Source organism: Pseudomonas japonica, from assembly GCF_013522925.1.
In the GTDB taxonomy this organism is placed as follows: domain Bacteria; phylum Pseudomonadota; class Gammaproteobacteria; order Pseudomonadales; family Pseudomonadaceae; genus Aquipseudomonas; species Aquipseudomonas japonica_A.
On the sequence record NZ_JAAMQU010000011.1, the window covers coordinates 20,268 to 38,469 of the forward strand.

The 18,202-nt window shown below is 60.1% G+C and carries 15 protein-coding genes and 1 tRNA gene; 8 read left to right on the forward strand and 8 right to left on the reverse strand.

The window, feature by feature from the left end; genetic code table 11:
• Positions 1 to 19 precede the first annotated feature (19 nt).
• From G7016_RS17485 to G7016_RS17520, 8 genes are all read left to right on the forward strand, one after another.
• Complete coding sequence (locus G7016_RS17485; RefSeq protein WP_181116990.1) at positions 20 to 610, forward strand: cupin domain-containing protein; 591 nt, start codon at positions 20 to 22, stop codon at positions 608 to 610.
• A complete protein-coding gene (gene uvsE, locus G7016_RS17490; protein WP_181116991.1) occupies positions 607 to 1,632 on the forward strand; it encodes a UV DNA damage repair endonuclease UvsE in 1,026 nt (341 codons plus the stop codon). Before G7016_RS17485 ends, uvsE begins: the two co-directional genes overlap by 4 nt.
• 197 nt (positions 1,633 to 1,829) lie before the next feature.
• Positions 1,830 to 3,320: a tyrosinase family protein gene (locus G7016_RS17495; RefSeq protein WP_181116992.1), complete on the forward strand. Its 1,491-nt coding sequence runs from the start codon at positions 1,830 to 1,832 to the stop codon at positions 3,318 to 3,320.
• A complete protein-coding gene (locus G7016_RS17500) occupies positions 3,307 to 3,762 on the forward strand; it encodes a hypothetical protein (protein WP_181116993.1) in 456 nt (151 codons plus the stop codon). The genes G7016_RS17495 and G7016_RS17500 overlap by 14 nt, the downstream gene beginning before the upstream one ends.
• A 456-nt stretch (positions 3,763 to 4,218) precedes the next feature.
• Complete coding sequence (locus G7016_RS17505) at positions 4,219 to 7,989, forward strand: autotransporter domain-containing protein (RefSeq protein WP_181116994.1); 3,771 nt, start codon at positions 4,219 to 4,221, stop codon at positions 7,987 to 7,989.
• A 79-nt stretch (positions 7,990 to 8,068) separates the two neighbouring features.
• A complete protein-coding gene (locus G7016_RS17510) occupies positions 8,069 to 9,175 on the forward strand; it encodes a Gfo/Idh/MocA family protein (protein ID WP_181116995.1) in 1,107 nt (368 codons plus the stop codon).
• A 472-nt stretch (positions 9,176 to 9,647) separates the two neighbouring features.
• Positions 9,648 to 10,448: a hypothetical protein gene (locus G7016_RS17515; protein ID WP_181116996.1), complete on the forward strand. Its 801-nt coding sequence runs from the start codon at positions 9,648 to 9,650 to the stop codon at positions 10,446 to 10,448.
• A gap of 182 nt (positions 10,449 to 10,630) precedes the next feature.
• Positions 10,631 to 11,110, forward strand: a complete 480-nt coding sequence (locus G7016_RS17520) for a hypothetical protein (RefSeq protein ID WP_181116997.1) — start codon at positions 10,631 to 10,633, stop codon at positions 11,108 to 11,110.
• 107 nt (positions 11,111 to 11,217) lie between these two features.
• Here the strand turns inward: G7016_RS17520 and ychF are convergent, their stop codons facing one another.
• The 8 genes from ychF to G7016_RS17560 form a co-directional block, all read right to left on the reverse strand.
• Positions 11,218 to 12,318 carry a redox-regulated ATPase YchF gene (ychF, locus tag G7016_RS17525; protein ID WP_181116998.1) on the reverse strand — a complete coding sequence of 367 codons (1,101 nt, stop codon included), beginning with the start codon at positions 12,316 to 12,318 and terminating at the stop codon, positions 11,218 to 11,220.
• Between the two features lie 21 nt (positions 12,319 to 12,339).
• Entirely contained in the window at positions 12,340 to 12,924 is a 585-nt protein-coding gene (gene pth, locus G7016_RS17530) for an aminoacyl-tRNA hydrolase (protein WP_181116999.1), read from the reverse strand.
• A gap of 196 nt (positions 12,925 to 13,120) precedes the next feature.
• A complete protein-coding gene (locus tag G7016_RS17535) occupies positions 13,121 to 13,723 on the reverse strand; it encodes a 50S ribosomal protein L25/general stress protein Ctc (protein WP_181117000.1) in 603 nt (200 codons plus the stop codon).
• Positions 13,724 to 13,856: 133 nt separating this feature from the next.
• Positions 13,857 to 14,798: a ribose-phosphate pyrophosphokinase gene (locus G7016_RS17540; protein WP_181117001.1), complete on the reverse strand. Its 942-nt coding sequence runs from the start codon at positions 14,796 to 14,798 to the stop codon at positions 13,857 to 13,859.
• 45 nt (positions 14,799 to 14,843) lie between these two features.
• Positions 14,844 to 14,918: transfer RNA gene (locus G7016_RS17545), tRNA-Gln, on the reverse strand.
• Positions 14,919 to 14,953: 35 nt separating this feature from the next.
• Positions 14,954 to 15,805, reverse strand: a complete 852-nt coding sequence (gene ispE / locus G7016_RS17550; RefSeq protein WP_181117002.1) for a 4-(cytidine 5'-diphospho)-2-C-methyl-D-erythritol kinase — start codon at positions 15,803 to 15,805, stop codon at positions 14,954 to 14,956.
• Position 15,806: 1 nt separating this feature from the next.
• Positions 15,807 to 16,424 (reverse strand): lipoprotein insertase outer membrane protein LolB, encoded by a 618-nt coding sequence (gene lolB / locus G7016_RS17555; RefSeq protein WP_181117003.1) that lies wholly within the window; start codon positions 16,422 to 16,424, stop codon positions 15,807 to 15,809.
• Positions 16,425 to 16,427: 3 nt separating this feature from the next.
• Complete coding sequence (locus tag G7016_RS17560) at positions 16,428 to 18,161, reverse strand: tetratricopeptide repeat protein (RefSeq protein ID WP_181117004.1); 1,734 nt, start codon at positions 18,159 to 18,161, stop codon at positions 16,428 to 16,430.
• Between the last annotated feature and the right edge of the window lie 41 nt (positions 18,162 to 18,202).

An 18,202-nucleotide genomic window follows, 5' to 3' on the forward strand; every position in this document is an offset into this window, starting at 1 on the left:
CCCGTGACAGGAGAACGCCATGGCCCATCCCCATCAGGCCTTCATACATCCACTGGACGTTCCGCTCACCGTGGGCAACCTGCCCATGCTTGCCGATGGCAAGCTGGCCGTGGTCGAGGCGGTGCAGCTGGAACGTAATGCCTGGGTGCCCAACAATCCGCGCCTACCGGTAATCGTCTACCGGCAGGTGCTGTCCCAGATCAGCGATCCCGCAGCGGCCTTTGAACAACTGTTCGAGGTCAATCACTGGCCCGCGCAGTGGCGCGACGGCGTGTTCACCTACCATCACTTCCACTCCACGGCCCATGAGGTGCTTGGCATCGCCGGTGGCGAAGCGCGGTTGGTGCTGGGTGGGCCGAATGGCTATCAAACCGAGGTGCGGGCGGGTGATGTGGTTTTGTTGCCCGCCGGTACCGGGCACTGCCAGCTCAGCGCCAGCAAGGACTTTCTTGTGGTGGGCGCCTATCCGGCGGGGGCTACTTTCGACATTTGTCGTGAAGCGCCAACCCCTGAACAGGAGCGCAATATCGCCGACGCTACCTATCCCGCGTCAGACCCCGTGTTCGGCGCCCAGGGGCCGTTCCATCCACTGTGGTGGGGTGACTCATGAGCGAGGCACGGCTGGGCTTTGCTTGTATGTATCGCCATTCGCACCGCAGCCTGGCGACAAAGGAACTGGAAGCGATCGAGAAAGCGTTCAACCCTCGAACCACCACATTGCGTTGGATCAGCAGCGCCACGGTGGAAGCGGCCGGGGAAAAACTGCGCCAGCTGATCGAGCACAACCTCGATGCACAGCTTCGGCTGCTGGCCTATGTAGCCGAATTACCGCCGGCCCTGCGTATGTTGCGCCTGAGCAGCGACCTGTTGCCGTTGTATAGCCACCCCAGCGTAACGGCGTTTTATCAGGACCCAGCCCTGCAAGCGCATCTGCAGCAGCGCTTTATGGAAATTGGCGACTACGCGCGCGGCGCAAACATCAGGCTGTCCTTCCACCCCGGGCAATATTGCGTGCTGGGTTCCGACCGGCCCGAGGTGGTGGAAAACAGCCTGGCAGAGTTCGAGTACCACGCCGACATGATCCGCATGATGGGCTATGGCCAGCGCTTTCAGGACTTCAAATGCAACGTGCACATTGCCGGCCGCCTCGGCGTGGAAGGGGTGCGGGCGGTGTGGCCCCGGCTGTCGGAGGTTGCACGCAATACCATCACCTTCGAAAACGAAGAGAAAACCTATGGCGTGAACGACTGCCTCGCCATCGCTGACCTGGCACCGGTAGTGCTCGACATCCATCACTGCTGGATCAACGAAGAGGTGTATATCCCTCCCGATGACCCCAGGGTAAACCGCATCATCGACAGCTGGCGCGGCGTGCGCCCGGCCATGCATTACTCGCAACCGCCCGAACACCTGCAGGCGCTGGGGTTCGGGCCGGATGATCCGCTGGAAATACCCGCCCTGCTGGAGAAGGTCAACAAGCGCGACCTGTACGCACACAGTGCCCGCATGTGGAACCACAAAACCAACGAGTACGCGCTGCAGTTCCTCGACCGTTTCGACATCATGTTCGAAGCCAAGGAAAAGAATCTTGCAACGCTGGAATTCTATCAGCGGTATTTGTTGCATAGCTGATCAGGAAACCAAGGGGGCGTGGCGGTGGAAAAATGACGCAATAGCGTTATCTACACGCCGCCGACCACCGTCCTTGCCCACTTCCCGCCGTTGGGCTATACGGTTGGCCAGGACATTTCAGGCGTAAGCCTCAGGCTGTGGCGCGTCGCGAATTCGAGGGTCCGGTTGTTCAACCGACTCAACAAGGAAGCTAGCTCATGGCTACTACTCGCCGTACCCTTCTTAAACTTTCCCTTGGCGCCGGCGCGGTGTGCGTGTTCGGTGGCATCGTGCCCGGCATGCGCCAATTGGCGGCGGCCACCGTGCGGGTGCGCCGCAATGTGAACAACCTGGCGCCGAACGACCCCGACCTGGCGTGCTATCGCGACTTCGTGGGCATCATGAAAGCCAGGCCCGAGAGTAACCGGGTGAGCTGGATTGCCTTTGCCAACCAGCATGGCAACAACAACGCCTTCAACCTGTGCCCTCACGGCAGCTGGTATTTCCTGCCATGGCACAGGGGTTATCTGGAAATGTACGAACGGGCGGCGGCCTCGCTCACCGGCAACGCCAATTTCGCCATGCCGTACTGGGATTGGACAACCTTGCGCACCCTCCCGGCTGCCTTCACCGACCCGCTCTACAACGGCCAGCCCAACCCACTGTATGTACCCACCCGCAATACATTGACCGGCCCTTATGCACTGACCGACTCGCTCACCGGCCCGGGGGTAATGCAGAGCATCTATGCCGAAACCGTGTTCGAGGCCTTCGGCACCAGCCGCAACCCGGCGCAAAACAGTACCGATCCGTCATGGGTGCCGGCCGGTGGCGGCGTGCAGGGCATTCTGGAAAGTACGCCGCACAACAATGTGCACGACAACATCGGCGGCTACATGCCCAACCCCAATTCGCCATTGGACCCGTTGTTCATGATGCACCACGGCAACATCGACCGGATCTGGCTGTGGTGGAACACGCTCGGCCGGCAGAACAGCACCGACCCGCTGTGGCTGAACATGAATTTCCTCAAGCATTACATCAACCCGCAGGGCACGTTCTACAGTCGCGTAGTAAAGAACATGCGTTCCACGATCAACATGGGCTACACCTACGACAGCCTGCCTACCACCAAGGCAAAAAGCGCTGTTACCAACGAAGCCACCGCCGCCGCCGCATTGTTGAGTATTCGCGACCGCAACGTGGCGGCATTGCTGGACCCCAGCCAGCCCTCGAACCTGAAACGCGTGAAGAAGACCAAACCCGGGATAGCGAAGCTGACCGACCCATTGGATGTGCCCTTGACCGCGCCGGGGTCCACACTGGATGCGGTGATCGCCGGCACCGACACCCCGCCCAATAACCGGGAGGTGTTCGCGGTGCTGCGCGATATTGTGATGGGTGAGAACGTGAACACCTTCCGCGTGTTCATCAACCTGATGGAAGCCAGCCTGGACGTGCCGGACAGCGACCCGCACTTCGTGCGGACGGTGTCGTTCCTGCGCCATACGATGGCGGGGCATGCCGGCCATGGTGGGGCGCTGTCGACACAGGTCAACCTCACGGCAACGGTACGCCGGTTGGCCCAGGCTGGCCTGCTGACCGGGGACCAGATCACGGTGCAGATCGTGCCCGTGCCCGCTCCGGGCGTGGCTGCCTCGCAGGTGGGCACGGTAACGCCGGGGTCGGTGGAAATTGTTTTCGTTTAGCCGGGCACTGCTGTTGCTGGCCGGCCTGGGAGGTGCTTCCGCCCAGGCCGCAACAGCCACACTCGCTGCGCCTGGGGTGATCTGCCGGCGCTATCCGGTAGAAACCTTGCAAAGCCTGCGCAACGGCGATACACGGCTGGTTGTGGTGGTGCAGGCATTCACCCCGCCTACCACCGGCCCGGCAGGCCTGGCGGTGTGGCTGGCCCCGCCGGGCGGAACCGAAGTGGAACTTGCCCGCCTGGCCATCCATCCGCGCCAGGCTTATCAGGCCTACGAGCGTGTACGCTGGCAGCGCTTTCTCGTATCGCTCGCGGCCCACGCCGGGCAACTGCATGACGATAACCCGCTGTGCATCAAGGTAGGGTTTGCGCTGAGCGCTTCGCAAGGGCAGGGCGGGGTGGTGTTTGATCTGGAGGTGATAGGCGCGGGCGATGGTCGGTGAGCGAAACGGCAACTGAGCTTGTACAGACTCCTCAGATAGCTACAGTTGCAGCGACAGCATACGGAGGTAAGCGATGCGTACGGTATCAATTCTCACACACGATGACGGGCAAACGATCATGCTCCCCGAAGAAATGGCTTATATGGACGTCTCCGAATTAGAGATCACCCGTATAGGAGACACGATTACACTGCGCCCGATACGCCCTGATTGGCCCTCATTTGCTAGGGTACCGGTGGCTGATGCGGGCGCTTTTGAGGAGCGCACTGCTGTTATAGCCGATGAAGGTCGGTGCTCTTTGGTTCAACCCGGCGACTAGCCAGAATGTGAGTAGATTTACGGTGGTTCCGGGGGCTTTCAAATATATCCGGATTGCACCACTTTCTGAGTTTTTTGACACAATCCAATCCCCTGCCTATACCTTCGCTTCCATACCTCAGCAGGCAGGGTAGCCCCATGGATAGCCGCAGCCCTGGTCAGTCTCAGCAGTCGACCTCCTCTCACAAAGCCGTTTTCCACTCGTCCGCGTTTCAACCCCATCGCCTCAGCCTCGCGATCGTTGCCGCGCTGAGTTTCATGGCAGCCGATGGCGCCGCCGCTGCCGCAGGCAGTTGCGGCAGTGGCACCACCACCTTGAGTACACGTGTAACCGAGCCGTGCAATCTTGGCCGCAACGAGTCGCTCACGGTGACCGCCGACGGCGGTATCAAGGTGGCCGATGTGGCGGCGGTAGTGGTGCAACACGCAGTGCCCGGCCGTAACCAGATTTTCAACAGCGGCACGCTGGCTGGGGAAGAGGGCATCGTTATCTTCAATACGGTGTTTTCCGGAAAACTTCAGAACACCGCAACGGGCGTGATCGAGGGCATGAACGAGGGCATTGTTCTGTCGGGAAGCACCTTCACGGGTAATGTGCTGAACGCCGGCACCATCACCTCCACCCAGGCCGCTGCGTTGAGCCTGGTCAACAGCACGGTGATCGGCAACCTCAGCAACAGCGGATTGCTCGCCGCCGAACGTAACGGGGCCTACGGGCGTAACGGCCTATTGATCAGCGGCAGCGAAATCACTGGCGACCTGCGCAACAGCGGCAGCATCGCCACCGGCTCGACCGCGCTGCATATCGAGAACAGCAAGCTGGGCGGCAGCCTCATCAACTCCGGCGATATCCGCGGTACGACTACACCGATGATCATCACCGGCAGCACCATCGGCGGCGACTTCATCAACTATGGGGCTATCTACGCCTCCGACCAAGGCAGCCGAATCTCTGGGACCACCATAGAGGGCCGCTTCGCCAATTATGGCTCTATCGGCTCGGGCATTACCGGCTTCGGCATCAGCGGCAGCACACTCAAGGGAGGGCTGCTCAACACTGGCCGGATCTATGGCGGCTCCAATGTGTTCATTCAGGACACGGTAATGGGCGGCTTCGAAAACTCCGGCACGATCGACAGCGGCACCGGCGCACTGGATTTTGTGCGTAACACGGTCAATGGCAACTTCATTAACCGCGGTGAGATCACCACCAACAATACTGGCTACGCGGCGCTGGTCGTGACCGACACGACTATCAGCGGCAGCCTGGTGAATCTCGGCTCGCTGTATGCAGGCAGGCATGGCGGCACGGCGATCCTCAGCGAGCGCGGCACCGTGATCGGCGGAGACTTGCTGAACACTGGCTTGATCGATGGTAGTAACGGGCTGGTGCTCACCGACATACGCATTGGCGGCGACCTGGCCAATACCGCAACCATCAGTACCCAACAGGACATGGGGGAAGACGGGGATGCGATACAGTTGATCGGAGGCAGCATCGGCGGCGATTTGATCAACAGCGGTAGCCTGCAGGCCGGGCGGGACGCGATCTACATCTCGGGCACGGACATCGGCGGTAGCTTGATCAATGCCGGCGATATCAAAGGTGAGAACGGGGCCTATATCCAGTTCGCGCGGATTGGCGGCGATGTTCAAACCTGGGGCAGCATCGCAGGTAGCGATCGTGGCCTGGTATTGGTCAATTCCACCGTCGAGGGTCGTGTTGTCAACGATGGTGACATTTCCGGCGGTGTTGATCCCTTCACCCTGCTGACTGTCACAGTGGGTGACGATGTGGTGAACCGGGGCCGCATCGTGGGCGGCTCCGGCGCTGCGATCAGTGGCAGCACCATTGACGGCGACATCATCAACCAAGGCAGCATCCTGACTTACCTCTCGCAAACCAGCATTAATGACAGCGCCATCAAGGGCCGCTTCGCCAACTACGGCACCATTGGCACACAGGGCGGTGACACGGCGTGGAGCGGCTTGAGCGTCAGCGGGAGCACAGTAGGCGGCGAGTTCACCAATGCCGGCAAGATCATCGGCGCAGGCACTAGCTACGCCCTCGACATCAGCAACTCCACGCTCAGCGGCCCCCTGGTCAACCGTGGCAGCATCACCGGCGCCCGGGCGCTGAATGTCACGGACAGTACGCTGGCGAGCGTGACTAACACTGGCACCCTCAAGGGCCGCGAGCGCGGCGTGTCGGTGCAGGGAGAAAGCGAGCTTGCAGGCGGCCTGGTGAATGCCGGCCTGATCTCCGGTAGCGAGTATTCCCTTTATGTCGACCCCGCCAGTACGTTGAACAACCTGTACATCGCTGGCAACGACACCGCGCGCTTTGCCGGGGAGGTGTACGCGCCGAACACCACCGCCACCCTCTACAGCGACGCCACCTATAGCTTGCGCGCCCGGGATCGCTGGACAGTAGACAGCTTCATCAACCGAGGCACCCTGGTACTGGCCGCGTCCACCAGCCGCAGCGCCACGCCGGCGACCATCACCGGGGACTACAGCCAGCGCAATGGGGGGGTGTTGCGCACCGAGGTGCTGGACCAGGCGCACTACGGCAAACTGGTGGTGACCGGTACTGCTACATTGCCGAGCCAGGCGCTTATCGACGTGGACGTTGCCAATGCCAGCCAGCCCTTCCGTGTAAGCCAGCTTCAGGATGTGCTCAGCGCCGGTACGCTGAAGTCCGATGGCACCTTTGCGGTAAGCGGCAACTCGGCGCTGTTCGATTTCGGCGCAGTGAAAGACGGCAACACGGTGGACCTTACCCTCGCGGCCAAGTCTGCCACCGGAGCCCGCGCGGCGGTCGCCAGCAGTGGTCTTGCTTCCGCAGCTGGAGTAGCGGGCGTATTGGATGCCGAGTTTGCCAAGGGTTCGTCGAGTAGCCTGGCGCCCTATTTCGTTTCGGCGACCAGCACGGCCCAGGTGGCCAATGCCTTGAGCCAGACCCTACCGTTGGGCAATGCCAGCCTGCGGGCGAGCCAGGCCGCGTTGGGCGAAATATCCCAGGCGTTGCAGGAACGGTTGGTGCCAGTGACCTCGGAGCTGCCAAGCCTGAGAATGGCCCCGACACTTTGGTCAAAACCCTTCACGTCGCTGGCCAGCGGCGCCCGCGGCAGCAGTAGCGGGAGCGGCCAGGTGATCGGCATAGATACCCGTACCTCCAGTACCCAGCGCGTGGGCCTGGCATTCGCCTATGCCGATGGCGACACTCAAGGCGATGCGTTGGGCAATGGCCAGAACAGCCGGCTCGACCTTTGGCAGTTCACGGGGTACAGCGCCTATACGCTCGCCCCGGATACGGAATTCATGCTCTACGCCGGCGCCGGTCACAATCGCGTTGCGGGCGAACGCAGCCTCGCGCTATCCGGGGTAAGCGGCAAAGCGAAGGGCGAATACGACAGCCTGTTCGCCACCGTGGGCGCCAGCCTGGGCCATGCCTACAGGTTAAGCGAGGCAACCCGTTTCGTGCCGTCGGCGCGCCTGGACTACAACTACATCCGGGACGAAGGCTATCGCGAGCAAGGCTCCAGCAGTATCGCGCCGCTGTTGCTGTCCGTCGAAGGCCGCGAGACGGACCAGTTGATCGCCGGGCTGGATGGCCGGCTGGAGCACGAGTTCAGCCCGGGGGGCAGCCGGCTGCAGTTGAATCTCGGCGTGGGTGTGGACCTCATCAACGATGCCAACGGTGTGACCGCAAGCTTTGCCGGCGCGCCGGGGCAGCGGTTCGAAACCCGCGGCAGCGAAGCCAGCCCCTGGCTGGTGCGGGGTGGGCTAAGCCTGGTTACTCCGCTTACCGCGAGCGGGGCCGAACTCACGGTCAACTACTCCGCACAAAGCCGTAGCGATTACGACGACTCGGCAACGACCGTGGCCGTGAAAGTGCCGTTCTAAGCCAAGCGATTGAACTGAACTTCCGTTCCCACAGGGGGCTCAGGTGAAAGGTATCGATCAATCAGCGAGGAGACAGTGAATGCCCGATTCACACGGCAAGATCCGCTACGGCGTGGTAGCGGGAGGTTCCATTTCCCAGGGCGCGTTCATGCCCGGTATCGGCCAGACCGACAATTCGGTGATGACCGCCCTGGTCACCGGTGACCCGGTAAAAGCCGACCGCCTGGCTAAACAGTATTCGCTCAAGAGCTACAGCTATGACGAATACCCCGCACTGCTGGCCTCTGGCGAAGTGGACGCGGTGTACGTTGCCACCCCGAACTTCCGCCACCGCGAATTCGTGGTCCCGGCGCTGGAGGCGGGTATTCATGTATTGCTCGAAAAACCCATGGCTATCAATGAGGAAGACTGCAAGGCGATGATTGCTGCCGCGCAACAGTCGGGGGCCAAGTTGATGATTGCCTACCGCCTGCATTGCGAGCCAGGAACCCTCGAGATGATCGAGCGGGTACACGCTGGCGAGTTCGGCGAACCCCGGTTGTTCACCTCCACCTTCACGCAGACGGTCAAGCGCAGTAACCACCGGCTGCACAATGGCTTCGCCGCCGGGCCAGTATTCGACATGGGGCCTTATCCGCTCAACATGGTGCGTCAGCTGTTCGGGGCAGAGCCCATCGAGGTCAGCGCGGTGGGCGTAAAAACGCCGGGGGATGACATAAATACCTGGGATACGGTAACGGTATCGCTGCGTTTTCCCGAGGAACGGCTTGCGCAGTTCACCGTCAGCTGCAACCTTCCCAGCGCGGAGCGTTTTCAGTTCCTGGGCAGCAAGGGCGAGATTGAAGCGTCCCCCTGTTTCGGCTACGGCGAGGGCGTAAGCATCCGCTATCGCGCTTCCCTCGATGGCAACACGCAAGAGCACGTACATCCGGTGGTGGACCAGTTTGCCGGCGAGACGGCGTATTTCTCCGATTGCATTCTCAAAGGGCAAACGCCGGAACCCGATGGAGATGAAGGCTGGCGCGACGTGCGGGTAGTGAAGGCTATCGAGCGGGCGCTGACTACAGGCCAGCCTCAGAAGCTTGAGCCCTTGGCTCCGAAGCGCGCCGCCACCCGGGATCAACAACGGCAGTTCCCGCTGGCCGAAGCACCGGCGTACATCAACACCGAGTCACCGACGGAGTAACCTCAGGCATGGGCGCGGGCGCGGCTCAACGGTCCTGGACGATACCGCCCAGCCCTCACTTCAAGGCGCCCTTGTATCGCATGGGCGTCGATCATCCAGAACCTGCAGGCTAGAAAACACCCTTCTTCCTCTTCCATCCCGCTGTAGCGGTAGTGGAAGCCTTTACTGCCGAGCCCGATAGCAATTGCCTTAAGCGTACTTTGCAGCCGCTCGGGGGGCTCCAGAGTGCACAAGGATAGCGTTGCGCTACCTGTCACTTTGTCAGCTAGTTGATATGAACAGTGAGGATTAATTTGCTCACAGGTGCTTGATATACCGCGCTGGACGCCCGGTGCGTGCACCTGAGGTAGGCTCCAGGTCTGCCGCGCTGATCAATCTTTAAAGCGAAAGGCAGGCGCAAAGATAACCGCTGAAAAATGCCCGGCAATCTTGAAAAGCGTGTCGCCGTACGCTTCAAAAAGGGAGAAAAATCATGAGCACCCATCGAGCTGAATCCAATGCAGATTCCTTGACAGGCAAGATGACAGCTGCGGTGGAGGTTAGGGACGGTCAGCTACAGTCGTTCAAAACCTCTGCGCATTCTTACCTTGAGGATACGCGGCTGCATGTCTACGGGATTGACGAAGTTTCGGCCGGACGCACCGATCTCATTTATTTATGGATTCCACGAGAAATCAAAAACGGTACTTACCCGATTCAGAATACGAATAGCGAAGCAGTGGTCAGGGCTACCTTTACCTATGAAGGTGTTACCCCGTTTGTAACATCTGGGAAGATCTCCATTGAATGGGACAGGGCGGCCAATCAGTTCAAGGCTGAATTTGAAATGCAGGCGACCACTGATGGAAGAGCCTATAAAGTAAGGGGCGGTGCTGTTGACGTCGCTGTGTTAACTACAGCCAAGCGCTCAGGGAACATAAGTGCCTCCATCACTCCCCCTTTGTTGGGCGGTGATAGCTCCTTCCTCGCTGATGAGTGGAGATTCGAACCTGGTAGCGACAACTGGACGCTGCTAGCTACCCAAAAAATCGGAGATTCGACTCAGGGTATATTGTTACGGATACCGGACAATTATGAAGGCGGGAATCCTGCGAAAGATTGGGCTGCTTTCTTTGTTTACAATCATGGAATTTATATCGGGAGGGGCCTGGATGTCTCGGACTTCACCTGGGACAAGGCGCAGAAGCGCCTGGAGGGGAACGTCTCCTTTGAGACAGACATCGCTGGTCGCGTGCATAAGGTGAAGGATGCGCGGATCGCCATCAAATACTGATCGGCTGTCGCTGGGTTAACCTCACCTTGTCCACTTGAAAACCTGACAGTTCTATCAGCTATCATCACGAGCTCAGTTCGATTAACTTACTGCCAGCTCAGTGTTATATGTTTCTGTCAGTAATGCTGTGTTCGCGAAGTTGACAAGTGTCTCTTCATTTAACTGGAAGCAGGAGAACAAACATGAGCACCGAACAAACAATCAAAAGCGGAAGCGGTATCTTGAGCAAGGCTTCGGCGGTTTTCGTTCCAGCAATCGCGGGCCTTGATAAAGACAAACTATTTACGGAGAAGGTGCTTTATCATTATTCAGAAGGCCGGGGTCATTTCTTCGAAGCTTACGAAGACGTTGAGGTCGTCGCGCACGGGAAAACACAGACAGTTCCACTCGGGATCTGGTTATTCTTCCCGGGCGAATCGCCAGAAAAGTATGTCTCGTTTTTCCGCCTCGGGGAGATCTTCGTTGAGCTGAAGATACAGATGGCGGCTGACTTTATCTTCAATCCTCAGGAAGGTCAGCTAAAGGGGAGCTTCACCGGGTCTTTTTCGCTCTACCAAAAATCCTATGAGATTCAGTCCGGAACGATCGAACATCAGTTTATCCCGGTAGCGGAGCTCAAGAAGCGCAACCCATATACTTCAAGCCAGGGTAAATCGAGTTGATGTTGTCTTGTTGCAGCTAGGGAGATAACGTTACATCAGCGCCTCCATAAAAAAACCCTCGAAGCCGGGCTTCGAGGGTTTTGTGGTTCGGACACCGGCTTACCGGCTTAGACGTTGAACCGGAAATGCATCACATCGCCGTCTTTCACGATGTATTCCTTGCCTTCCAAACGCCATTTGCCCGCCTCCTTCGCGCCGTTCTCACCCTTGTATTGGATAAAGTCGTCATAGGCTACTACTTCGGCGCGGATGAAACCTTTCTCGAAGTCGGTGTGGATTACGGCTGCGGCCTGGGGAGCGGTAGCACCAATGCGAACGGTCCAGGCACGAACTTCCTTCACGCCAGCAGTGAAGTAGGTTTGCAGGTTGAGCAGCGAATAGCCGGCACGGATCACGCGATTCAGGCCTGGCTCTTCAAGGCCGAGAGATTCAAGGAACATGTCCTTTTCTTCGCCGTCGTCCAGCTCGGCGATTTCCGCCTCGATCTTGTTGCACACCGGCACCACCAGTGCACCTTCTTCCTCGGCGATGGCCTTCACCACGTCCAGGTGCGGGTTGTTCTCGAAGCCGTCTTCAGCCACGTTGGCGATGTACATCACCGGCTTGCTGGTGAGCAGGTGGAAGCCACGGATCAGTTGCTTCTCTTCGGTGCTCAAGCTCTTCATCAGGCTGCGCGCGGGTTTGCCTTCGGTGAAGTGGGGGATCAGCCGCTCCAGCACAGCCTTCTGCGCGAGTGCTTCCTTGTCCCCACCCTTGGCGTTGCGCGAAACCTTCTGCAGCTGCTTCTCGCAGCTGTCGAGGTCGGCGAAGATCAGCTCGAGGTCGATGATTTCGATGTCACGCTTTGGGTCCACGCTGTTGGAAACGTGGATGACGTTCTCGTCCTCGAAGCAGCGAACCACGTGGGCGATGGCGTCGGTTTCACGGATGTTGGCCAAAAACTTGTTGCCCAGGCCTTCACCCTTGGACGCGCCGGCCACCAGGCCCGCGATGTCTACGAATTCCATGGTGGTAGGGATCACGCGCTCGGGCTTGACGATCGCCGCCAGTGCATCGAGGCGCGCATCGGGCATCGGCACGATGCCGCTGTTCGGTTCGATGGTGCAGAACGGGAAGTTTTCCGCGGCAATACCGGATTTGGTCAGCGCGTTGAACAGGGTCGATTTGCCGACGTTAGGCAGGCCGACGATGCCGCAATTGAAACCCATGGTGCAACCCTCTTCGTGGAGTCAGGCCTTTTGGCTGTGCAGTTCTCTCATCGCCCGGGGCCAATCCCCGGCGAGAATGTCCGGCAACACGCCGAGGGCGAAATCGATACTGGCGTCGAGCTTTTCCTGCTCCGCGCGCGGTGCGCGGCCGAGCACGAAGCCCGACACCTTGCTGGCGTCACCCGGGTGGCCGATGCCAAGCCGCAGGCGGTGGAAGCCGTTCTGGTTACCCAGCTGCGCGATGATGTCGCGCAAGCCGTTATGCCCACCGTGGCCACCACCCTGTTTGAGTTTGGCCACGCCGGGAGGAATGTCGAGTTCATCATGCGCCACCAGTATCGCGTCCGGCGGGATGCGATAGAAGCCCGCCAGCGCGGCAACAGCTTGCCCGCTACGGTTCATGTAGGTGGTGGGGATCAGCAGACGAACGTCCTGGCCCTTGTGGCTGAAGCGCCCGGCAAGGCCAAAGAACTTGCGGTCGGGGACCAGGCTTACATTCTGGTCACGCGCAACGCGCTCAACGAAAAAAGCCCCTGCGTTATGCCGGGTCTGTTCGTATTCGGGCCCGGGGTTACCAAGGCCGACGATCAACTGGATGGCGGTCACGTAGAGGCTCTTCCGTGTAAAAATGTATCTGCGCTCGGTGATGCTGCGTTGAAAGCAGGCTCGGAATGCTCATTTACAACCAGTAAACTCCGCTTCCTCGCCTGCTTTCGCCTTGCCTGACCTTCGCTCGAAGACATTTCTTGAAACTTGCTAAAGGCTTGGGCCAAAGGCCTAGTGCCCCGGCAAAGGTAGCTGATTACTCAGCCGCGCCTTCACCTGCATCTTCAACCGGTACACGTGGCGCGTGAACGTTGGCGACAGCCAGGTCGTTACCGTGGGCCAGTGCAACGAACTCAACGCCAGCAGGCGCCTTGAGGTCGGACAGGTGAATGATGGTGCCGACTTCGGCGTTGGCCATGTCGACTTCGATGAACTCAGGCAGGTCTTTCGGCAGGCAGGTGATTTCCAGTTCGGAAACAACGTGCGAGATTTCGCCGCCTTTCTTCACTGCAGCTTCCTGGTTCATGAAGTGAACCGGAACGGTAGCGGTCAGCTTCTGGCCGGCAACCACGCGAACGAAGTCGGCGTGCAGTACGTGGCCTTTGGCCGGGTGACGCTGCAGGGCCTTGATGATGACGTTCTGCTTGGTGCCATCAACGGTCAGCTCGATCACGTGAGCGTAGGCCGCTTCGTTTTCGAGCAGCTTGGCAACTTCCTTGGCCAGCAGGCTAATGGACTCAGGTGCTTGTTCACCACCGTACACGACGGCTGGAACCAGCGAGGCGAGACGACGCAGGCGGCGGCTCGCACCTTTCCCCAGGTCGGAACGCGATTCGGCGTTAAGAGTAAATTCGGTCATCTTGTTTCTCCAGTTGGCTCTCATCCTGCCCGGCGCTTGCGACCAGCGTGGGGTGGTGAGGGCAAAAAAGCCCCGCTTCGACAGGTGCCGGAGCGGGGCATGTTCGTCAGTTCGATATTCGCTGGCCGGAGCCTTAGCGGAACATCGCGCTGATCGATTCCTCATTGCTGATGCGACGCATCGCTTCGGCAACGACAGGTGCGATATCCAGTTGACGGATACGCGAGCAAGCTTGTGCCGCCGCGGACAACGGGATGGTGTTGGTCACCACCAGTTCGTCCAGAACGGAATTCTCGATGTTCTCGATGGCGCGACCCGACAGTACCGGGTGGGTGCTGTAGGCATAGACCATGGCAGCACCGTGATCCTTCAGGGCCTTGGCCGCGTGGCACAGGGTGCCGGCGGTATCGACCATGTCATCGACCAGGATGCAGGTACGGCCTTCCACGTCACCGATGATGTGCATCACCTCGGAGTGGTTGGCTTTCTCGCGACGCTTGTCGATGATGCCCAGATCCACGCCGAGCGACTTGGCAACTGCGCGAGCACGCACAACGCCGCCGATGTCCGGGGACACGATCATCAGGTTTTCGAAACGCTGATCTTCGATGTCATCGACCAGTACGGGCGAGCCGTAGATGTTGTCGACGGGGATATCGAAGAAGCCCTGGATCTGGTCGGCGTGAAGGTCGACAGTGAGCACGCGGTCGATCCCGACCACGGTCAGCATGTCGGCCACCACCTTGGCACTGATCGCTACCCGGGCCGAGCGAGGACGACGGTCCTGGCGGGCATAGCCGAAGTAGGGGATCACCGCAGTGATACGCGACGCAGAAGAACGGCGGAAGGCATCTGCCATCACGACCAGTTCCATCAGGTTATCGTTGGTTGGGGCACAGGTTGGCTGAATGATGAAGACGTCTTTACCGCGAACGTTTTCATTGATTTCAGCGCTGATTTCGCCGTCGGAGAATTTCCCGACAGAAACATCACCCAGTGGAATATGCAGCTGACGTACAACACGCCGAGCCAGATCGGGGTTAGCATTCCCCGTAAAGACCATCATCTTGGACACGCGCAGTACCTGCCGGCTGGGGTATACCTGGATGAGTATAGAAAATGGCAGGGGCGGCTGGATTCGAACCAACGCATGGCAGGATCAAAACCTGCTGCCTTACCGCTTGGCGACGCCCCTGTAGCGGATCATTCGAGTGCCGAGCACTCGATTCTCTAGAGCAGAATTTCCAGCTTGCGATGCAACATCGAAACGTTGCTTCCCTTTGCTACAAACCCTGTGAGGTTACCTGTCAGAAGGGCCGAGACTTTATCAGCTTCAGCTTTGTTTGGGAAGGCCCCAAACACACAACTTCCAGTTCCGGTGAGTTTAGCCTGAGTAAATTTACTTAGCAAACTCAAAGCGTTACGAACATCTGGGTAACGCCTCTCGACCACCGGTTGGCAGTCATTTCGACTGTTTCCCTCGAGAACGGAGCGCACTTTAATGGCGGGAGAGTCACGTGTCAACAGTGGATCTGAAAAAATTTCTGCTGTACTTACAGATACTTGCGGAACGAGTACCAGATACCAGGGTTCCGGGGGTTCCACAGGGGTGAGTTTTTCGCCTATCCCTTCAGCAAATGCGGCGCGCCCCCGCACGAATACAGGCACATCCGCGCCCAGCCCGAGGCCCAGAGCCGCGAGACGATCCTCATCCCAGCGCAATTGCCACAGATGATCGAGCGCGAGCAGGGTGGTCGCGGCGTCCGAACTGCCGCCACCGATACCGCCACCCATGGGAAGCACCTTGCGCAGCCAGATGTCCGCCCCCAGGCGGGTTCCGGACTCGGCCTGCAACCGCCGGGCTGCCTTCACGATCAGGTTGCTGTCGTGCGGTACGCCATCGAGGCTACCGTGCAACGCGATGATACCGTCATCACGCAAGGCGAAATCCAGCTCGTCACCATGGTCGAGAAACTGAAACAGGGTTTGCAGCTCGTGATAACCATCGGCGCGACGGCCAAGGATGTGCAGCATCAGGTTGAGCTTGGCAGGCGCGGGAAGGGTGAGGCGAGGCCGATCCATGTCAGCGGCCCAGCTGGCGCGGCTGCCAGTCCTTGATCACCAGGGTGACGTCCAGGTCTTGCCCATGCAGCTTCAGCCGCTCTGGCAGCCAATAGGCGCCTTGCTGGCTGTAACGGGTGTATTCCACTGTCCAGCCGGCTTGTTCAAGCCTGGCGAGCCGGCTGTCACCATCAAGTACCACGGTGCTCTTGCCTTCGGGTGCAGGCAACCCTCGTACCCAGTACACCAGGTTGCCCACCGGCAGGCGCCAGCCAAGTTGTTGTTGCAGCAGGTCTTCGGGGGAGGCGGCCTGATAGCGCCCCTGATTGGCGACCTCAAGGCTTACATCGCCCGGGTGCCCGGTCAGCCGCGCCGCGCCGCGCCCCAGCGGGCCAGACAGCCGGATATCGTAGTAGTCGTTGCGCTGCAGCCAGTAGAGCGTGCCGCTGCCGGAATCACTTGGCGCGCGGATACCCACTTTGCCGTTGATCTCCCAGCCGTCCACCGTGGCGATCTGTGCCTTGTGGTCTTTCCAGGTTTGGGCGTTGCCCTCGCCCTGCACGGCTTCTTTGGGGCCAAGGCCGGCGCAGCCGGCGAGGAGGGCGAGGAGGGCGAACGTAAAGAAATGGCGCAACAGCATGGGTCAAAGCTTCTCGGAACCGGTGAGGCGCAGCAATGTGCTGCGCAGGATAGGGCTGTCAGGCTGATCTTTCAGGGCGTTGCCCCACACCTGGCGCGCCTCGCGTTGCTTTCCGCGTGCCCACAGCACTTCGCCCAGGTGCGCGGCCACTTCGTGATCGGGGTACCTTTCGAGGGCCTGGCGCAAAAGGCGCTCTGCCTCGTCGAGGTTGCCCAGCCGGTAGTTGATCCAGCCCAGGCTGTCGAGCACGGCCGGGTCATCCGGGTTCAACTGGTGGGCCTTCTCGATAAGGGCCTTGGCTTCGGCAAAGCGGTCGGTGCGGTCGGACAAGGTGTAGCCCAGCGCGTTGAGCGCCATGGCGTTGTCTGGCTCGCGCTGCAGAATGCTCCGCAGGTCGCGTTCCAGTTGGCCCAGGTCGCCGCGTTTTTCCGCCAGCATCGCTCGCGTATACAGCAGGCTGGAGTCGCCGGGGAACTGCGCAAGCGCGCGTTCGAGCACCGTCCAGGCAGGCTCCACCTTGTCGTTGTCGGCCAGGGTTTCGGCTTCTATCAGGTACAACTGCGCGGCGTAGTCAGGGTTGGCGGCGCGGGCGGCGGCCAGCCGGCGCGAGGCTTCGGGGGCCTGGCCGTTGGCGATGAGGATGTCTGCCTGGCGCAGCTGGGCAGGAAGGTAGTCAGTGCCCGTGCCTACCAGTGCGTATTGAGTGAGCGCCTGTTGCGGATCATTACGCTCCTCGGCCACCCGGCCCAGGTTCAGGTGGGCAGAATCCACGTGGGCGCCGCGTTCCACGAGGTCGTTGAGGTAACCCTCTGCCTCGTCCCAGGCCTTGGCTTCCAGGCAAACGAGTGCCAGGGAGTAGCGCAGCTCGTCATCGTCCGGATTTTGCTGCAGCAGTACCTGGAATTGCACCTTCGCGTCATCGATACGGTTCTGCTCGACCAGCGTGCGCGCCAGCGCCAGGCGCAGGCGTTTATCTTCCGGTGCCTTGCGTACGGCTTTGTCCAGTAGCGGAACAGCTTCGTCACCGCGGTCCAGGTTCTGCAGCAACCTGGCCCGGAGCAGCAATGGCGCGATCTCTTCATCCTTCGCCGGGCTTTTCTCCAGCAAGCTCAGAGCCTCTTCCGCCTTGCCGTCCTGTTGCAGCAGCAGTGCCTTGCCGAAGATCAACTGGCCATTGCCGGGGTATTTCGCCAGCAGCCGCTCGAATCCGTGCAGTAAGCCATCACGGGTGGCGGGGTCGGTTTCCGCTGCCGACAACGCCAGAAAATCGAAATGGGTGTCGCCCTTGCCCTGAAGCACTTTTTCCATGTAGGCCATGGACTCGTCGTAACGCCCCGCGCGGGCCAGTGCAATGGCCGCGGCCCGCTGGGCATCAAGATCGTCCGGGGCCGTGCGGGCCCAGATCAGCGAGGTTTGCAGGGCGGACTGGTCCGCGCCCATGTACTCCGCGATGCGGAACGCTCGCTCGGCTACGCCAGGATCCTGGGTTTTGTTCGCCTGATTGACGTAGTTGTCCAGGGCAATGTCGAAGCGATTGCGCTGGCCGGCAAGCTCGGCGGTGAGCAGGCTATAAAGCGTGTCTTCGGTGAATGAGCCATACACCACGGGTGGTGCCGGCGCCGGAGGGGGCGTGGGCGCCTGCGCGGCGGCGGGGGCCTCGGCGTCGCGAGTCGCTGCCCAATTCTGACAGCCTCCGAGCAAGGCGAGGGCGAGAAGCAACGCGGGGGATTTTTTCATAAAGGAGAAATCGAGCGGCTAACCTGCGGTGGAGGGCATGA

Coding starts and splice junctions, on each gene's coding strand:
- G7016_RS17485 (WP_181116990.1), top strand. CDS start 20: ATGGCCCATCCCCATCAGGCCTTCATACATCCACTGGACGTTCCGCTC.
- lolB (WP_181117003.1), bottom strand. CDS start 16,424: ATGCTGTTGCGCCATTTCTTTACGTTCGCCCTCCTCGCCCTCCTCGCC.
- G7016_RS17515 (WP_181116996.1), top strand. CDS start 9,648: ATGAGCACCCATCGAGCTGAATCCAATGCAGATTCCTTGACAGGCAAG.
- G7016_RS17535 (WP_181117000.1), bottom strand. CDS start 13,723: ATGACCGAATTTACTCTTAACGCCGAATCGCGTTCCGACCTGGGGAAA.
- ychF (WP_181116998.1), bottom strand. CDS start 12,318: ATGGGTTTCAATTGCGGCATCGTCGGCCTGCCTAACGTCGGCAAATCG.
- G7016_RS17560 (WP_181117004.1), bottom strand. CDS start 18,161: ATGAAAAAATCCCCCGCGTTGCTTCTCGCCCTCGCCTTGCTCGGAGGC.
- G7016_RS17495 (WP_181116992.1), top strand. CDS start 1,830: ATGGCTACTACTCGCCGTACCCTTCTTAAACTTTCCCTTGGCGCCGGC.
- G7016_RS17505 (WP_181116994.1), top strand. CDS start 4,219: ATGGATAGCCGCAGCCCTGGTCAGTCTCAGCAGTCGACCTCCTCTCAC.
- uvsE (WP_181116991.1), top strand. CDS start 607: ATGAGCGAGGCACGGCTGGGCTTTGCTTGTATGTATCGCCATTCGCAC.
- ispE (WP_181117002.1), bottom strand. CDS start 15,805: ATGGATCGGCCTCGCCTCACCCTTCCCGCGCCTGCCAAGCTCAACCTG.
- G7016_RS17510 (WP_181116995.1), top strand. CDS start 8,069: ATGCCCGATTCACACGGCAAGATCCGCTACGGCGTGGTAGCGGGAGGT.
- G7016_RS17520 (WP_181116997.1), top strand. CDS start 10,631: ATGAGCACCGAACAAACAATCAAAAGCGGAAGCGGTATCTTGAGCAAG.